We start from the raw sequence: 18,292 nt of genomic DNA on the forward strand, positions 1-18,292 counted from the left end.
GTTCAAAAACATCATTCGGGAAATCAATGATGCGTTTAGACTAGGCTTATCGTGACAAACCCAGTAATTCTAGATCGGTATCCGTTAGCTGAAAGTCCTTGGCATCCTGTTCCTTGATACGTGGATACATGAGGGACTTTGGATTATGGGTGTGTTTAAGCCCCAGTGCATGACCAAATTCATGTGCAAGCGTTAAACGCAGGTCATCAATTGAGGAAAACTCATAAATAGAAATCTGGTTTCCCTCAAACTGTCCCTTGTGAAGCACTTCAGGCTTAAAGGTCTGGTTAAACTGGGCAACAGACTCAGCCATTTGTTGATGAAGCTTTTTAAGTTTTTCTGTTTGCTGGTTAAATTGCTGGATCTGCTGGTTGTGTTGCGCAATATGGCCCTGTAACTGGGCTGCCTGCTGTTCCAGGCGGGATTGCTGCTGTTGAAGTCCAGCCACGAACTCAGAACGAGAACCTTGTGCCTTGAATTGCGCCAATGCCTGCTGATATTGCTGAACCTGGCTTTCATAGCCTTTCTTTTGCAATTCAAGCTGTGTTTGTGATTGGGTTAGATTATCTTTTAATGTTTTTAACTGCTGGTTCTCATTCAGCCAGTTTTGCTGTTCCTGCTCCAGTTGGTTCAGGTTTTCCGAGCGCTTCATGCTGCGAATCTGGCGCTGGTCAAACACCAGGTTGATGGCAAATTTCGCTTCAGGATCATAAACAAAATAATTCTGTCCTGTGTCTTTTTCCCAAATGGCGGCGGCCTGTTTACTCAGCTCAACCATTTGCTGCTGGCTGATATTTAGGCGTGGATCAAGGTCGGCAATACGGTAGCGTAATGGATTCTCAGAACTATAACGCACTGGTGAGAATTCAGCATTGGGCGAAACCTGGGCACAAGTCGCTGTATGGGCCAACATGGATAAGCATGTAGCCAATAGGAGAGAGAATAGGCGCATAATAAAAAAACAAAAAAAGCTTGAAAACGATCGTATTTTAACCAAACTTATACATGAGTCAAACTGATATATTTTTGTACAAATCATCAATTTAGAAAATATTTCTGGAAAATTAATAAAAATACCCACAGGGAAATAGAGCAAAAAAGTTGAATAAATAATCAGGTGTTGACTAATAAATAAGCAAAAAATGAGATAGAACAAATGTTTATTTTTTATAGCTGTTTTGTGAATTCTTGTTAATTTATATAAAAATTCACATAAACAAGAGGTGTAAATAATTGTAAAAATATAATATTTTTCACATAATTATTTTTTAAATTTGCACGAAAAATATACTAATATGTCATTTTTTGTCAGTAATTGACGGCTGATATTTGGTAAAAATTATGCTTTACAAGCTTGCTTTCACCAATTCCCGATCTGAATCAGTGAGCGAGAATTTCTGGATATTCTGTTTCTGAATGACGGGATACATCAAGGAGCTTGGATCATCGGTATGGGGTAGGCCCAAGGCATGGCCAAACTCATGTGCGAGGGTCATGCGCAGGTCCTCAAGAGAGGAGAATTCATAAACCGTAATCTGTCTGCCATTAAAAAGGCCCTTATGGAATAGGCGAGGCTGGAAAACCTGGTTAAATTGATTTGCCGATGCAACCAACTGCTGATTGTTGTGGTTTAAACGTATAATTTCCTGATTGAGTTGCTGTGTTTTTTGATTATGTTGCTGGATTTCACGCTGTAGTGCCGCAGATTGGAGTTCAAGTGCATGCTGACGCTGATTGAATTGCTCAGCCATATCTTTAGAGGATGAGCGTTGCTGGTTAAAACGCTGCACTTCCATGTTGTATTGTTGAAACTGGACAGTAAGTTGGGATTGCTTACTGGCAATCAAAGCCGTGGTTCTTTGCACCTCATCCTTGATCTGCTGCAACTGCTGGTTCTGGTTTTCCCATTGCTTTTGTTGCTGTTTCAGTTGATTCAGGCCTTGAATACGGTTGGAGCTATGTTGCTGGCGCTCGTCATACACCAGGTTAATGCTAAACTCAGCTTGAGGGTCATAGATAAAGTGTTGTTGCCCTGTCTCCTGTTCCCAAATCTTTGCGGCTTGCTGGGTGAGTTCCAATAACTGCTGGGTAGTTAAATTAAAGCGTGGATCAACTTCAGCGATACGATAATACAGTGGTTTTTTTACCACCTCATGGCGATGAGAACTTATGTTGTGTAGATCATTTTGAGCATAACTGAACTGGGTGGAACCCATGCATAAACACGCGGTAACCATCGCAACACTGAGATAACGCATAAGCCAGACTCCTCAAAATATGGCTTATTTTTGAGCAATATTTTAAAAAGGTCAAAACGCTATCTATTTAATAAATAAAACTAAAAAGTGTGATTCTTTTCTAATAAATAAAAAAATGAATTGGATGGTTTGCAGAATTAAAAAAGTGGCAATAGGATTGTTTTTTAATCATAACTGGAAAAATATCAAGCGATTAAACTGAGTTTTGGAAAAAATTAAGAAAAATTTTGGCTGAAAAAACAAAAAACGTTCAATTGTTAACTTTTGTAAGTTATCTTTAAAACAGCATAATTTTTTACTTTTTGGTGAAATATTGCCTATTTGTGACATTTAAAGTCCACCAAAATCTTAAGCTATTTCCACCTTTAATAGAGTTGAACTATGCGGTGATTATCTTGTCAGCAGTAGGTCGCGGTCTGCCTGGGTTAAACGAAAGTGGGCAATATCCTGATCTTTCATGACTGGATGCATCAGTGCATGGGGATCATCAGTATGTTGCAGACCCAGCGCATGGCCCAGTTCATGTGCCAGTGTAAGGCGCAGGTCATCCTCTGATTCAAATTCATAAATCAGGATCTGTTTGCCATTAAACAGGCCTTTATGGAATAAATGAGGCTGAAAACGCTGTTTATATTGTTTAACCGAGGCATTCAATTGCTGGTCAAGCGCATTCAGTTCATCAATTTGCTGGTTGAGTTGACTGATTTTTTGGTTGTATTGACCAATTTCCTGCTGTAGTTGCTCAACATTTTGCTGTAGATGCTGTTGTCGCTGCTGGAAGTATTCAGCATTGGCAGAGGAGGAGGGACTGCGCTGGGCAATCTGCCGTTCCTGATTGTAGTATTGAATCTGTTGGTCCAGTTGTAGCTGTTTTTGTTCCAATATCTGTTTATTTTGCAGGACTTCCTGTTCGATCTGGTCAAGCTGCTTCTTTTTATTTAGCCATTGCTGTTGATTGGTTTCGAATCGGCTTAAATGTTCCCGACGTTGCTCACTTTCATACTGCCGTTCATCATAGATTAAATGAATCGCGAGCTGTGCATTCGGGTCATAAACAAAATAATCTTTTCCAGTGCCATCTTTCCAGACCTGCGTGGCTTGCTGGCTAATGGCCCTGACTTGTTCAACACTGAGTTTAAAACGTGGGTCAACTTCGGCAATACGATAGCGTAGCCGATGATCCAGTGGATGAAGTAGACGGGTTGACAATGAATTAAACTTGAGTTGAGGATGTTGGCGAGTTTGATAACCCGACCACAATAGAAAAAATGCTAACCCCAACATTAAAAAAACACGAGTCATTCTATTTTATATTCTTCTGGTTAATATGATGCAAAACAGTCCAAGACATCTCTGTCTAAACGCTCAGTCGGTCAACTATAACAAAATTGGAAGAACACTGAAAAATATATAATCATTCTTCTGATTCTGTTTTAATGAATTGATAAAAAATGGATGAATATAAAAAGACCAAGGAATGAAGATGCTGAAATATTTACTTAAAGCTCCCGAGGCGGGATGGGCTGCCGCATCGCCCGCTCAGGCAACAGTTGAAAATTTAAAAATCAGGTATTTGGGGACAGCGGGATTTATCCTGTCTGACCAGCATCGCACGGTGGTACTCGATCCCTTTATTAGCCGTCCAAGCCTGTGGCAGACCTTTACCCAACCTTTATTGAGTGATCCAGCATTGGTGAGGCAGTATATTCCACAGGCGGATGAGGTGCTGATTGGCCATGCGCATTACGATCATATTCTGGATGCACCAGAGGTGTGTAAACAAACGGGTGCGCGGTTAATTGGTTCACAGGCCAGCTTAATGTATGGACGTTCAGCAGGGCTGTCTGAACAGCAGATGCTTGAAACAAAAGGGCGGGAAACCATTGACTGTGGAAAATGGCAAGTTGTGGGTTTGCCATCCATACACGGTAAGGCACTGTTTGGCCGTGTGCCGCTACCTGGTGATATGGCCACTCCACCTCCTTATCCGCCCAAGTTTCATCATCTGCGGCATGGTCAGGTATTCAACTGGTGGATTCATACGGGCAAGCTCAGTGTGGTGCATATTGATTCAGCCGACTTTATCGAGCAGGAATTGCAGGGGCGAGAGGCTGATATTGTGTGTCTATGCGCGATTGGGCGTAAGTATCGTCCCAATTATGTTAAGGATGTAGTGCGGCTACTCAAGCCAAAATATATTATTCCGTGTCATTGGGATACCATGGTAACACCGATTGATAAAACGCCAGAATTATTACCTGGTGTAAATATTCCCGAATTTATTGAAGAAATTAAGGCCTGTGGCGTGATTCCCTTGTTTATGCCGATTTTGGGTGAGTTGTATTTTGATCAAAATAAATAAAATAGAAAGTATAAAAAACCGCGCTTTCGCGCGGTCTTTTGTTAAAGAGACAAATTATTTTTTGTCATCTTTCACTTCTGTGAACTCAGCATCTACAACGCCATCGTCGGCTTTTTGTTGTTGACCCGCATCACCACCCTGGAATGCATTTGGATCAAATCCTTCTGCACCGCCAGCACCCTGTGCCTGTTCGTAGGCACGTTGAGTTATTGGCATCAAGATGTCCTGTAATGCTTCGGTTTTCGCCTTGATCACATCAACATCATTTTCCTTGGTTGCTGCTTCAAGCTCAGAAACCGCAGCTGCAACCGCAGTTTTTTCATCTTCAGTGACTTTGTCACCAAGATCTTTCACGGCTTTGTTTGAGCTTGCCACCAAAGCATCTGCTTCGTTACGTGCTTTAGCCAATTCTTCAAACTTACGGTCTTCTTCAGCATTCGCCTCCGCATCCTTGATCATTGCCTCGATTTCAGCGTCAGACAAGCCTGAGTTTGCCTTGATCTGGATCGATTGCTCTTTACCCGTACTCTTGTCTTTCGCAGACACTTTCAGGATACCATCAGCATTGATGTCGAATGACACTTCAATTTGCGGTACGCCACGTGGAGCTGGTGGAATGTCGCCCAACTGGAAGTTACCCAACAATTTGTTTTGTTGAGCCATTTTACGTTCACCTTGGTACACTGAAATGTCCACTGCAGGCTGGTTATCTGCCGCTGTCGAGAACACTTGTGATTTCTTGGCAGGAATCGTGGTGTTCTTCTCAATGATCGGAGTCAATACGCCGCCCATTGTTTCGATACCTAAAGTCAGCGGTGTTACGTCAAGTAAAAGTACGTCATTCTTGTCACCAGACAATACCGCACCTTGAATCGCCGCACCAATCGCAACCGCTTCGTCAGGGTTCACGTCTTTACGTGGCTCTTTACCGAAGAATTCCTGTACTTTTTGCTGTACCATCGGCATACGAGACTGACCACCAACCAGAATCACGTCAGAGATTTCAGAAGTCGAAAGACCTGCATCTTTAAGCGCGATACGGCAAGGCTCAATGGTACGGGCAACCAGGTCAGCAACCAGACCTTCAAGTTTTGCACGTGTTACGTTGATCACCAAGTGTTTAGGACCAGTCGCATCAGCCGTGATGTACGGAAGATTGATTTCAGTTGCGTTAGAAGAAGAAAGCTCGATTTTTGCTTTCTCAGCCGCTTCTTTCAAACGTTGTAACGCAAGTGGATCATTTTTCAGGTTTACACTTTGTTCTTTCTTGAATTCTTCAACCAAGAATTCAATCAAGGCGTTATCAAAGTCTTCACCACCAAGGAATGTATCACCGTTAGTCGATAACACTTCGATTTGCTGGTCGCCATCAAGGTCTGCGATTTCAATGATTGATACGTCGAATGTACCACCACCCAAGTCATAAACCGCGATTTTACGGTCGCCTTCTTTTTTGTCCATACCGAACGCAAGCGCCGCAGCCGTTGGTTCGTTGATGATACGTTTAACATCAAGACCCGCAATCTTACCTGCATCTTTGGTCGCCTGACGCTGAGCATCGTTAAAGTAAGCAGGAACAGTGATCACTGCTTCAGTAACAGTTTCGCCCAAGTAATCTTCCGCTGTTTTCTTCATCTTTTTCAAGATTTCAGCAGAGATCTGTTGAGGTGCCAATTTCTTGTCGTTTACTTCAACCCATGCATCGCCATTGTCAGCCTTGATGATTTTATAAGGTACAAGACCAATGTCTTTTTGTACCGCCTGATCTTCATAACGACGACCGATTAAACGCTTGATTGCGAATAATGTGTTTTTCGGGTTGGTTACAGCCTGACGCTTCGCACTTTGACCCACCAGGATTTCGCCATCTTTATACGCAATGATCGATGGGGTTGTACGTGCGCCTTCCGCATTTTCAATTACTTTTACTTTATCGCCTTCAAGTACAGCAACACATGAGTTGGTAGTACCTAAGTCAATACCAATAATTTTCGCCATTTGGTGTGTTCCTCTAAAATTTTGTTGCAATGTTTTGCTTGTTATTCGATATGAGAGTCAATCGGTTTTTTTCAAGCATTTTTATGAAAAAAAATCAAAAAACTCTCAATTTTTTGCATTTTTGAGCAAAAAACGCTTGCTCACGCGAATTATTGACCCACCATCACCATCGCAGGACGAAGTAAACGTCCATTCAGGGTATAGCCTTTCTGCAACACCGTACCAATCTCATTGGCCTTGGCATTTGGATCGATACCTACTGCCTGGTGTAAGTCGGCATTGAAGCCATTTTGGGTATTCGCCTCAACCACGCCAAATTTTTCCAGTGTGGTCAAAAGCGATTTCAGGGTCAGTTTCACGCCTTCGAGTACAGGTGTCTGTTCTTCACCAGCCGCCTGAATCGCACGTTCAAGGTTGTCGACAGAATCCAGCAACTCTTTTGCAAACTTTTCCAGCACCGTATCTTTGTGCTTTTCCGATTCACGCTGGATACGCTCCACACTTTTTTGTGCTTCATACACAGCATTTGCGGTACGCACCTTTTCAAGTTTTAGGCTTTCTTCAAGCTTGCTAATCTGAGCCTGTAAATCTTCAACGCTAAGCTCGTTTGCCTGCTCTACACTTTCAGCTTGAGTTTGTTCAGTTTGTTGCTCATTTTGAATGTCTTGAGCTTGCTCATTGTGCTCATTAGCCATTGATGATCTCCGTTTAAAAAAGTTCTCAAACATGTACAGTCCTTTTGGCATAAGTGCTCATCGGGTTAAACCTGAACTGCCACATATTGGTCATTCATAGATACGGATGAGGTATGGGCAACACGACAAAATTCAAGCGTTCAGGTTCATTTAAATCTTTTAATTATGCTGATTTAAGTAAAAATTCAGGTTTTCAATCACGAAAGCGATGAATTCCTGGGTTATTTTCGGTAAATGCTGCCTTGAAGCATACACTAAAGACAATGTCAGGTCGGGTGCAGAAAAACCTGTAAACACCTGTTGCAAACGATGCTGTGCAATATCCTCTCGCACCAGCAGGGTGGGCAGCATGGCAACGCCCTGCGCCTTGAGGCACATCTGATAAAGCGCAATCACATCATTGCTCTTGAACGTAACATTTAATGGATAGTTTTGCGGTTGCTGATCTGTATCAAACAGGGTCCAGTACTGGTTATGGGTATGATGTGCAATGCAGTCATGCTGAATCAGCTGGCTTGGATACAAAAGGGGAGTGTGGTCCTGCAAGTAATGGGGATGGGCACAGAACGTGGATTCGATCTGGCAGACAGGACGTGCAATCAGTCCATCCGCGACTTTCTGGGTAATCCGTAGCGCAAGATCAACCTGCGCATCCATCAGATCAACTGTATTTTCCGTTAAATACACATCAAAATGTATGTGAGGATAAAGCTTTTTAAATTGCGTGATACATTCATTCACGCCCAGTTGAAATAAAAATAAACCACAGGTAAAGCGAATTGTTCCACTATGTTGTTCGGGTGCAGCCAAGCTTTCTAAGAGTTGTTGTTGCTGTAAGATATTTTCACAATAGACCAAGGCTTTTTCACCCGCAGGGGTGAGTGAAACTTTACGGGTGTTGCGCTGAAAAAGGCGCGTTGAAAAGGTCTGTTCAAGGTGTTCGAGATAGCGGGACACCATCGCTTTAGAATAATCCAAATGTTCTGCGGCTTTACTCAGATTGCCTTGATGGGCAATACAGACAAAGACCTGAATGGCTTTTAAGGTATCCATGTTTATTATGATTGTTGCAAGATATGCAACATTTTATCTTAATCCAGGGTGTTTATTCAGCAATAATTGCAATTTAAAGTGTTTTCTATCAGATAGGAGACAAACAAATGAATACTAAGCCTTATGCACTTTCTTTTATAGCATTATCAACATTCGCTGTGACATCTACTACTTTTGCACAAGAGTTAAAAATTCAGAATTTTTTAGCCAAGCCTGAACATTTTGGGGTGACCTCCACATTGATTGAGGGTGATAAGGACGTCTTGTTGGTCAATGCCCAATTTTCTAAATCAGAAGCCTTGCGTATTGCCGCCGATATTCTGGATAGTGGTAAAACCCTAAAAACCATCTTTGTCAGCTATGGCGATCCTGACTTTTATTTTGGTCTGGATGTATTCAAGCAATATTTTCCCAATGTGCAAATCATCGCAACCCCTGAAACAGTGAAACATATTCAGGATACACAGGCCCTAAAAGTACAGTATTGGGGACCAAAAATGGGTGCCAATGCACCAAGTAAAATTATTGTTCCCCAGGCCTATATGGCAAAAACCTTAAAATTTGAAAATGAAAATATTGAAATTAAGGGCAAAAAAGAACTGACCTATTTATGGATTCCAAGTGCCAAAGCTGTAGTGGGAGGAATTCCTGTGTCATCAGGCATTCACCTGTGGACCGCAGATACTCCAACCGCCAAAGATCGTGCTGAGGTGGTGCAGACATTGGAAAGTATTAAATCTTTAAATCCTAAAGTTGTGGTGCCTGCCCATATGAAAGTAGGTGCAGCCGAGGGTTTAGATGCAGTTACCTTTTCAATTGACTATTTAAAGCAATATGAAAAAGCTGTAAAAGAGACAAAAAACTCGGCTGCACTCATCCGGATGATGCAGAAACAATATCCAGCTTTGGCTGAATCCAGCAGTCTGGAACTGGGTGCCAAAGTGGTGAAAGGTGAAATGCAGTGGCCTTAAAACGTCATTAAAAAAATTGACAACCGTGATGCCTCATCACGGTTTTTTATTGCGCCATATAAAGGAAATTTGCCTGTATGACTTACATTGTAAGCATGTAGGGGAGTTATACGGTGTTTATATAAATTATAAAAAATGAAGATAAACAGGTTTTTGCCCATGAAAATAGCATGTATATCAATAAAACTTTTGAATAGATAAAGTCTTAGCGATTTTATAAATGATAAAAAATACGTGAATGCTAAATCGAACTGATTTAATAAAAATTGCAAAATCATGCTGCATCCATAACAAACTGCAACTAATCCCCATCACGCCAGCGGAAAAAATTGTGAATGATAGGCAACGCAAAGACGACTTTGCTTTTTGTCATAATGAAAGGAAATACACAATGAAAAAGTTAGCATTGATCTCAATGGTTGTCGCTGGTGTTGCGTTGACGGCTGTGGGATGCTCAACCCAAGGTGGTCTGGATGCTTCTAGTTCGGCCCAGACAAGTGCAAGCCCAGCAGGTGTGCAGGGTGGTGTAGGTGTACAGGCGGGAACATCGGTTGATGTTCAGCCAGGTAGCGCATCTGCCGATGTTTCTGGTTCAGTTTCAGGCTCAGCAGGTGCGGATGCATCAGCACAGTAATCTCAAATTTGCACTTCCTGCGATAGATTGTCATGTCGATGCCAACACACCAATCTACACATATACTGCTATATATGTTGCGTGAAGTGCCGAGATTAAACTGAAGCATAAAAACTAGAATCATTTGATGGGTTCTAGTTTTTTGTTTGGTGCATCATTTGCCAAACTGACATAAAAAATAACGGTAACGGACTTATACATTAATCGGCAAAACCGCAATGATGTTGCCCTACAGACAAAAAAGTTTGTATTCGATGTTATTGAGGGAAAATATATGAAGCAATTTGCTTTGATTTCGATGCTGGCGATTGCCACAAGTGCAATGATGGGCTGTGTCTCTGTGGAGGCAACAGGCTCGACCAAAGTGGGCATAGGTTCACATGGTGTGCAGACAGGTGCGGGCGTTAAAGCCAATGTTCAACCTGGGCAAGTCGGCATCAATATTTCGGGTTCAGCCTCAGCTGGACGCTAAATAACGTTGGACTCAAAAGCAGGATGCTGTTTTTGAGTCTTGGCAATAAAAAACAGGCAAATCACTTTTATTGACATAAAAAGCAAGTATAGATAAGCAGAATAGTTAATGACTTTTTCAGATATGACCTTTAGGTTACAAGATATTTTTTAAATGCTTGATCTTGATCTATGACTTTATTCAGGCATATAGTCAGAGAGGACAAGAACGATGGATAGAGCGAAAAAGGGGAAGAACGTGTCAGCATTACCTCAGAAAATTCAAACACTTTTAGATAAAGGACAAGGTCCTGCTGCACGAGCACTTGATAAGCTGCCCAAGATTGTACAAGAGTCGATAGCCAGGATTTTAGGCTACCCTTACCAATATCCAGACCTGGACGCATTTACCAAATGCATTATGGCGGTTCAGATTAAGCAGGGACATATTGGCTTTATTGGTGATGATCCAATTGAATCAAGACGACAATTCGATGCGCAAATGCTTGCGATCCTAAATAAACCAACCTCTATTGAATCTGTTGAAGATATTCGCCTGCCTTTGCAAAGCGGAACCGTATTTGCGAGACACTACCATCCCGCGCCCAATAAAAAACTCCCGATGATTGTCTATTATCATGGAGGCGGGTTTGTGGTGGGTGGCCTGGATACCCATGATGAAGCATGCCGCCTCATTGCCAAGTATGCAAAAGTACAGGTGCTCAGTATTGACTATCCACTTGCTCCTGAGGCATCACCACAACAATTGATTCAATCCTGTGAGGATGCCTTGGCGTGGGTTTACCAGAACCGCCGTCAACTTAAAATTTATAAAAACCGTATTGCTGTGGCGGGTGACAGCGCAGGGGGTAATATCAGTACCGTGGTTGCACAACATGCTGCTGGAAAATCCTATGCACCACAGGCGCAATTACTCATTTATCCTACGGTTGACTTCAAAAGTCGTCACCCATCTTTCTATGCCTATGGTCAGGGCCTGGTCCTTACCAGTAAGGATGTCGATTACGTGACCGAATACTACGCAACCCAGCACAATGTTGCCTTGGATAATCCGTTGATTTCTCCAACTTACGGCAATCTTAAAAAACTGGCGCCTGCCTATGTCCTTACTGCTGGACATGACTTGCTGCATGATGAAGGTGAGATTTATAGCCACAAACTCAGACAGAATGGCGTCAAGGTCCAGTATGTGGACTACCCAGACCAGAGTCATGGCTTTATCAATATCACGCCAGTTTCCAGCAAGGCGAAACGTCACACCATCGAGATTGCGAAAAACTTCAGGAAGTTTTGGGATAAGCATAGTTAATTCATGTGTGAACCCATGTTCCACGTGGAACATGGGTATTTTATTGTAGACAACAAATAAAAATAGCAAAAATGGATTTGCAAAACATAAGATGATGGGCTACAACAAATCTATTTTACAGGTCGAGAAAAGCAATTATGAAAAAGCTGTTCATTGCAACAAGTCTAATTCTGGCAAGTGGTTCTTTATTTGCAAATACGCTGGTCGATATGAAAACCAGTATGGGGACGATTGAAATAGAACTATATGATGATCAGGCGCCTATATCAGCAAAGAACTTTGAAAATTATGTGAAGAGTAATTTCTATTCAGGAACGATTTTCCATCGCGTTATCCCAAGCTTTATGATTCAGGGTGGGGGCATGGATGTAAACATGATTGAGAAAACCACAAAAGCACCTATTGTAAATGAAGCGAGTAATGGTCTGAAAAATAACCGTGGTACTTTGGCAATGGCACGTACCAGTGATCCCAATTCTGCAACAAGCCAGTTCTTTATTAATGTCGCTGACAATAACTTCCTGAACCGTTCAGCAATGGACGCAGGTTATGCGGTATTTGGTAAAGTCACCAAGGGAATGGATATTGTCGATAAAATTGTAAAAGTACCTACTGGAAACTATGGAATGCACCAGAATGTACCAAAACAACCAATTAAAATTATCAGTGTTCAGATAAAGAACAAAAAGTAAAAAGCAAAGCAGAAATATAAATAAAATATTTCTGCTTTATTTTCATATAAATGCAATAAAATAGCAGTAAATATAAACGTTTTGATGAGTAAAAAAACAACACTCAATAAAACAGTACTTTGAAAACACTTGCGCACCAAAAAAAATCTCCTATAATGCACACATCCCAACGCAATGAAGCAAAAGAACTTAGCTTTAACGGTTAAGTCGTTAGGTATTTGTTGCGTTTACTTGTCGCTGACGAAGCGGTGAGAAGATCATTAAGAGAATAGAAGAACAACTTGTGTGGATTTTTACTGGTTGATCGATCGATAAATTATCATTGATTAATTGGTTAAAATTTCTCGAAGTTTATTTGAGCGAATATATAAGTCAGTAATTGATGAGCCAGAATTGGCACCTTGTCTTTAATAAGGTGCAAAATGATTTTAACTGAAGAGTTTGATCATGGCTCAGATTGAACGCTGGCGGCAGGCTTAACACATGCAAGTCGAGCGGGGTGAGGTGCTTCGGTACTGATCCTAGCGGCGGACGGGTGAGTAATGCTTAGGAATCTGCCTATTAGTGGGGGACAACATTCCGAAAGGAATGCTAATACCGCATACGCCCTAAGGGGGAAAGCAGGGGATCTTCGGACCTTGCGCTAATAGATGAGCCTAAGTCGGATTAGCTAGTTGGTGGGGTAAAGGCCTACCAAGGCGACGATCTGTAGCGGGTCTGAGAGGATGATCCGCCACACTGGGACTGAGACACGGCCCAGACTCCTACGGGAGGCAGCAGTGGGGAATATTGGACAATGGGGGGAACCCTGATCCAGCCATGCCGCGTGTGTGAAGAAGGCCTTTTGGTTGTAAAGCACTTTAAGCGGGGAGGAGGCTCTTGAGGATAATACCCTTGATGAGTGGACGTTACCCGCAGAATAAGCACCGGCTAACTCTGTGCCAGCAGCCGCGGTAATACAGAGGGTGCGAGCGTTAATCGGATTTACTGGGCGTAAAGCGTGCGTAGGCGGCTGAATAAGTCGGATGTGAAATCCCCGAGCTTAACTTGGGAATTGCATACGATACTGTTTGGCTAGAGTATGGGAGAGGATGGTAGAATTCCAGGTGTAGCGGTGAAATGCGTAGAGATCTGGAGGAATACCGATGGCGAAGGCAGCCATCTGGCCTAATACTGACGCTGAGGTACGAAAGCATGGGGAGCAAACAGGATTAGATACCCTGGTAGTCCATGCCGTAAACGATGTCTACTAGCCGTTGGGTCCTTTGAGGACTTAGTGGCGCAGCTAACGCGATAAGTAGACCGCCTGGGGAGTACGGTCGCAAGACTAAAACTCAAATGAATTGACGGGGGCCCGCACAAGCGGTGGAGCATGTGGTTTAATTCGATGCAACGCGAAGAACCTTACCTGGCCTTGACATACTAGAAACTTTCCAGAGATGGATTGGTGCCTTCGGGAATCTAGATACAGGTGCTGCATGGCTGTCGTCAGCTCGTGTCGTGAGATGTTGGGTTAAGTCCCGCAACGAGCGCAACCCTTTTCCTTACTTGCCAGCATTTCGGATGGGAACTTTAAGGATACTGCCAGTGACAAACTGGAGGAAGGCGGGGACGACGTCAAGTCATCATGGCCCTTACGGCCAGGGCTACACACGTGCTACAATGGTCGGTACAAAGGGTTGCTACCTAGCGATAGGATGCTAATCTCAAAAAGCCGATCGTAGTCCGGATTGGAGTCTGCAACTCGACTCCATGAAGTCGGAATCGCTAGTAATCGCGGATCAGAATGCCGCGGTGAATACGTTCCCGGGCCTTGTACACACCGCCCGTCACACCATGGGAGTTTGTTGCACCAGAAGTGGGTAGTCTAACCTTAGGGAGGACGCTCACCACGGTGTGGCCGATGACTGGGGTGAAGTCGTAACAAGGTAGCCGTAGGGGAACCTGCGGCTGGATCACCTCCTTAACGAAAGATTGGTGACTGGTAAGAATCCACAACAAGTTGTTCTTCGAAGATGTATCTGAGGGTCTGTAGCTCAGTTGGTTAGAGCACACGCTTGATAAGCGTGGGGTCACAAGTTCAAGTCTTGTCAGACCCACCACTACTGACGAAGTGATGAATAGTCACAAGCTGCTAGATGAGAAGATATATCGTTCAAGATGATAAGCTGGGGACTTAGCTTAGTTGGTAGAGCGCCTGCTTTGCACGCAGGAGGTCAGGAGTTCGACTCTCCTAGTCTCCACCACGAATTAAATGGAAACATTTAATTTAAAGCTAAATAAATTATAGAAATTAATAAATGTATAAATAAATCAAAAGAGATTTTGATTTGAGTTTATTAACTTCTGTGATTTATCACAGTTTACTACTCGCTGACGAGGCAGTAGTTAATCATTAACAGATTAGTAGAATTGAGTCTGAAATAAATTGTTCAAACTCGATTAAGTATTAAATTAACAAGTAATTGTTAAGAAGATATTTAATCTGAGAACTAGCAAAAACACTGAATCAAGCGTTTTGGTATATGAATTTAGATTGAAGCTGTACAGTGCTTAAGTGCACAGTGCGTCAAACTGAAATGTTGGTAATACTACTTGTAGGTATTAACGACTGTTTGGGGTTGTATAGTCAAGTAATTAAGTGCATGTGGTGGATGCCTTGGCAGTCAGAGGCGAAGAAAGACGTGATAGCCTGCGAAAAGCTTCGGGGAGGCGGCAAATATCCTGTGATCCGAAGATGTCTGAATGGGGGAACCCACTTACCATAAGGTAGGTATCATAAGCTGAATACATAGGCTTATGAAGCGAACGAGGGGAAGTGAAACATCTCAGTACCCTTAGGAAAAGAAATCAATTGAGATTCCCTTAGTAGCGGCGAGCGAACGGGGATCAGCCCATTAAGTGGTGTGTGTTCTAGTGGAACGCTCTGGGAAGTGCGAACGTAGAGGGTGATATTCCCGTACACGAAAGGGCACACATCATGATGACGAGTAGGGCGAGGCACGTGAAACCTTGTCTGAATATGGGGGGACCATCCTCCAAGGCTAAATACTCCTGACTGACCGATAGTGAACCAGTACCGTGAGGGAAAGGCGAAAAGAACCCCTGTGAGGGGAGTGAAATAGATCCTGAAACCGCATGCATACAAGCAGTGGGAGCCCACTTTGTTGGGTGACTGCGTACCTTTTGTATAATGGGTCAGCGACTTACATTCAGTAGCAAGGTTAACCGCATAGGGGAGCCGTAGGGAAACCGAGTCTTAATAGGGCGTATAGTTGCTGGGTGTAGACCCGAAACCAGGCGATCTATCCATGAGCAGGTTGAAGGTTGGGTAACACTAACTGGAGGACCGAACCCACTGTCGTTGAAAAGCCAGGGGATGACTTGTGGATAGGGGTGAAAGGCTAATCAAGCCTGGTGATAGCTGGTTCTCCCCGAAAGCTATTTAGGTAGCGCCTCGGACGAATACCATTGGGGGTAGAGCACTGTTTCGGCTAGGGGGTCATCCCGACTTACCAAACCGATGCAAACTCCGAATACCAATGAGTACTATCCGGGAGACAGACTGCGGGTGCTAACGTCCGTAGTCAAGAGGAAAACAATCCAGACCGCCAGCTAAGGCCCCAAAATCATAGTTAAGTGGGAAACGATGTGGGAAGGCATAGACAGCTAGGAGGTTGGCTTAGAAGCAGCCACCCTTTAAAGAAAGCGTAATAGCTCACTAGTCGAGTCGGCCTGCGCGGAAGATGTAACGGGGCTAAAACTATGTGCCGAAGCTGCGGATTTACGCATTAGCGTAAGTGGTAGGGGAGCGTTCTGTAAGCCGATGAAGGTGGATTGAGAAGTCTGCTGGAGGTATCAGAAGTGCGAATGCTGACGTGAGTAACGACAAAACGGGTGAAAAACCCGTTCGCTGAAAGACCAAGGGTTCCAGTCCAACGTTAATCGGGGCTGGGTGAGTCGACCCCTAAGGCGAGGCCGAGAGGCGTAGTCGATGGGAAATTGGTTAATATTCCAATACTTCTGTGTAATGCGATGAGAGGACGGAGAAGGTTAAGTCAGCCTGGCGTTGGTTGTCCAGGTGGAAGACAGTAGGCATGCATCTTAGGCAAATCCGGGGTGCTCCATGCTGAGAGTCGATAGCAAGCTGTACTTGTACAGTGAAGTGGCTGATACCATGCTTCCAGGAAAAGTCTCTAAGCTTCAGTTACACAGGAATCGTACCCGAAACCGACACAGGTGGTCAGGTCGAGTAGACCAAAGCGCTTGAGAGAACTCTGCTGAAGGAACTAGGCAAAATGGTACCGTAACTTCGGGAGAAGGTACGCTGCTGACGGTGATGGGACTAGCTCCCTGAGCGGTTGGCAGCCGCAGAAACCAGGCCGCTGCAACTGTTTATTAAAAACATAGCACTCTGCAAACACGAAAGTGGACGTATAGGGTGTGATGCCTGCCCGGTGCTGGAAGGTTAATTGATGGGGTTAGCGTAAGCGAAGCTCTTGATCGAAGCCCCAGTAAACGGCGGCCGTAACTATAACGGTCCTAAGGTAGCGAAATTCCTTGTCGGGTAAGTTCCGACCTGCACGAATGGCATAATGATGGCGGCGCTGTCTCCAGCAGAGGCTCAGTGAAATCGAAATCGCTGTGAAGATGCAGTGTACCCGCGGCTAGACGGAAAGACCCCGTGAACCTTTACTGCAGCTTGACATTGAACTTTGACCTTACTTGTGTAGGATAGGTGGGAGGCTTTGAAGTACGAACGCTAGTTTGTATGGAGCCGTCCTTGAAATACCACCCTGGTAATGTTGAGGTTCTAACTCTGCCCCGTAATCCGGGGCGAGGACCATGTCTGGTGGGTAGTTTGACTGGGGCGGTCTCCTCCTAAAGAGTAACGGAGGAGTACGAAGGTGCGCTCAGCGTGGTCGGAAATCACGCGTAGAGTATAAAGGCAAAAGCGCGCTTAACTGCGAGACCCACAAGTCGAGCAGGTACGAAAGTAGGTCTTAGTGATCCGGTGGTTCTGTATGGAAGGGCCATCGCTCAACGGATAAAAGGTACTCTGGGGATAACAGGCTGATACCGCCCAAGAGTTCATATCGACGGCGGTGTTTGGCACCTCGATGTCGGCTCATCTCATCCTGGGGCTGAAGCAGGTCCCAAGGGTATGGCTGTTCGCCATTTAAAGAGGTACGCGAGCTGGGTTTAGAACGTCGTGAGACAGTTCGGTCCCTATCTACCGTGGGCGCTGGAAATTTGAGAGGATCTGCTCCTAGTACGAGAGGACCAGAGTGGACGAACCTCTGGTGTACCGGTTGTGACGCCAGTCGCATCGCCGGGTAGCTATGTTCGGGAGGGATAACCGCTGAAAGCATCTAAGCGGGAAGCCTACCTCAAGATAAGATTTCCCTAGGACTTTATGTCCTCTAAAGAGCCGTTCGAGACCAGGACGTTGATAGGTTGGGTGTGGAAGCACGGTGACGTGTGAAGCTGACCAATACTAATTGCTCGTGAGGCTTGACTATACAACACCCAAACAGTTGTATATAAAGCATCAACTTAAATGATTAAACCAAAGTAAAACTTGATTTAGTGCAGAAACTAGTTAAACTACGAACACTAAAACAGACTCAACAGCTAATCCGTTAAACTCTTCGGTACTAAGTGGCAGAATGTAAGACCACCGAAAGCCAAAACAGTTTGCTGGCGACAATAGCAGGAGTGAACCACCTGATCCCTTCCCGAACTCAGAAGTGAAACCTCCCCGCGCTGATGGTAGTGTGGCGTTTGCCATGTGAGAGTAAGTCATCGCCAGCTTTTAAATTGAAAACCTCCCAACCAATGTTGGGAGG

At 44.0% G+C, this 18,292-nt stretch carries 12 protein-coding genes, 2 tRNA genes and 3 rRNA genes; 11 read left to right on the forward strand and 6 right to left on the reverse strand.

The features are described 5' to 3' along the window. Positions 1-46 precede the first annotated feature (46 nt). The 3 genes from QLH32_RS10980 to QLH32_RS10990 form a co-directional block, all read right to left on the reverse strand. Entirely contained in the window at positions 47-952 is a 906-nt protein-coding gene (locus tag QLH32_RS10980) for a matrixin family metalloprotease (RefSeq protein ID WP_283266254.1), read from the reverse strand. A 394-nt stretch (positions 953-1,346) separates the two neighbouring features. After that, positions 1,347-2,258 (reverse strand): matrixin family metalloprotease, encoded by a 912-nt coding sequence (locus tag QLH32_RS10985; protein WP_283266255.1) that lies wholly within the window; start codon positions 2,256-2,258, stop codon positions 1,347-1,349. Between the two features lie 390 nt (positions 2,259-2,648). Beyond that, positions 2,649-3,560, reverse strand: coding sequence for a matrixin family metalloprotease (locus tag QLH32_RS10990; protein WP_283266256.1), 912 nt, complete (start codon positions 3,558-3,560; stop codon positions 2,649-2,651). 181 nt (positions 3,561-3,741) lie between these two features. Here QLH32_RS10990 and QLH32_RS10995 point away from each other — a divergent pair, with 181 nt between their 5' ends. Further along, positions 3,742-4,620 (forward strand): MBL fold metallo-hydrolase, encoded by an 879-nt coding sequence (locus tag QLH32_RS10995; protein WP_283266257.1) that lies wholly within the window; start codon positions 3,742-3,744, stop codon positions 4,618-4,620. A 54-nt stretch (positions 4,621-4,674) separates the two neighbouring features. On the opposite strand, the gene dnaK is transcribed toward QLH32_RS10995, so the two are convergent. The 3 genes from dnaK to QLH32_RS11010 form a co-directional block, all read right to left on the reverse strand. After that, the gene (gene dnaK / locus QLH32_RS11000; protein WP_279960815.1) at positions 4,675-6,618 is read right to left on the reverse strand and encodes a molecular chaperone DnaK; all 1,944 of its coding nucleotides are present in this window, start codon (positions 6,616-6,618) and stop codon (positions 4,675-4,677) included. 149 nt (positions 6,619-6,767) lie between these two features. Next, a complete protein-coding gene (gene grpE, locus QLH32_RS11005) occupies positions 6,768-7,313 on the reverse strand; it encodes a nucleotide exchange factor GrpE (protein ID WP_004797888.1) in 546 nt (181 codons plus the stop codon). A 159-nt stretch (positions 7,314-7,472) separates the two neighbouring features. After that, positions 7,473-8,366: a LysR family transcriptional regulator gene (locus tag QLH32_RS11010; RefSeq protein ID WP_283266258.1), complete on the reverse strand. Its 894-nt coding sequence runs from the start codon at positions 8,364-8,366 to the stop codon at positions 7,473-7,475. 107 nt (positions 8,367-8,473) lie between these two features. Here QLH32_RS11010 and QLH32_RS11015 point away from each other — a divergent pair, with 107 nt between their 5' ends. The 10 genes from QLH32_RS11015 (at position 8,474) to rrf (ending at position 18,257) form a co-directional block, all read left to right on the forward strand. Further along, positions 8,474-9,337 carry an MBL fold metallo-hydrolase gene (locus QLH32_RS11015; protein WP_283266259.1) on the forward strand — a complete coding sequence of 288 codons (864 nt, stop codon included), beginning with the start codon at positions 8,474-8,476 and terminating at the stop codon, positions 9,335-9,337. A gap of 391 nt (positions 9,338-9,728) precedes the next feature. Further along, on the forward strand, positions 9,729-9,971 hold the full coding sequence (locus tag QLH32_RS11020; protein ID WP_283266260.1) for a hypothetical protein: 243 nt from the start codon (positions 9,729-9,731) through the stop codon (positions 9,969-9,971). A gap of 274 nt (positions 9,972-10,245) precedes the next feature. Next, a complete protein-coding gene (locus QLH32_RS11025; RefSeq protein WP_267982160.1) occupies positions 10,246-10,443 on the forward strand; it encodes a hypothetical protein in 198 nt (65 codons plus the stop codon). Positions 10,444-10,680: 237 nt separating this feature from the next. Next, positions 10,681-11,751: an alpha/beta hydrolase gene (locus QLH32_RS11030; RefSeq protein WP_283266261.1), complete on the forward strand. Its 1,071-nt coding sequence runs from the start codon at positions 10,681-10,683 to the stop codon at positions 11,749-11,751. Positions 11,752-11,888: 137 nt separating this feature from the next. Continuing rightward, positions 11,889-12,443, forward strand: coding sequence for a peptidylprolyl isomerase (locus tag QLH32_RS11035; RefSeq protein ID WP_283266262.1), 555 nt, complete (start codon positions 11,889-11,891; stop codon positions 12,441-12,443). 429 nt (positions 12,444-12,872) lie between these two features. Further along, positions 12,873-14,409, forward strand: a 16S ribosomal RNA gene (locus tag QLH32_RS11040). A 59-nt stretch (positions 14,410-14,468) separates the two neighbouring features. Further along, positions 14,469-14,545, forward strand: a tRNA-Ile gene (locus QLH32_RS11045). Between the two features lie 68 nt (positions 14,546-14,613). Then, a tRNA-Ala gene (locus QLH32_RS11050) sits at positions 14,614-14,689 on the forward strand. Between the two features lie 381 nt (positions 14,690-15,070). Then, positions 15,071-17,965: ribosomal RNA gene (locus tag QLH32_RS11055) — 23S ribosomal RNA — on the forward strand. Positions 17,966-18,142: 177 nt separating this feature from the next. After that, a 5S ribosomal RNA gene (rrf, locus tag QLH32_RS11060) occupies positions 18,143-18,257 on the forward strand. Together the 16S, 23S and 5S rRNA genes with 2 tRNA genes alongside form the textbook arrangement of a ribosomal RNA operon. Positions 18,258-18,292 lie beyond the last annotated feature (35 nt).

The sequence above is a fragment of the Acinetobacter corruptisaponis genome (assembly GCF_030053775.1).
Classification (GTDB): domain Bacteria; phylum Pseudomonadota; class Gammaproteobacteria; order Pseudomonadales; family Moraxellaceae; genus Acinetobacter; species Acinetobacter corruptisaponis.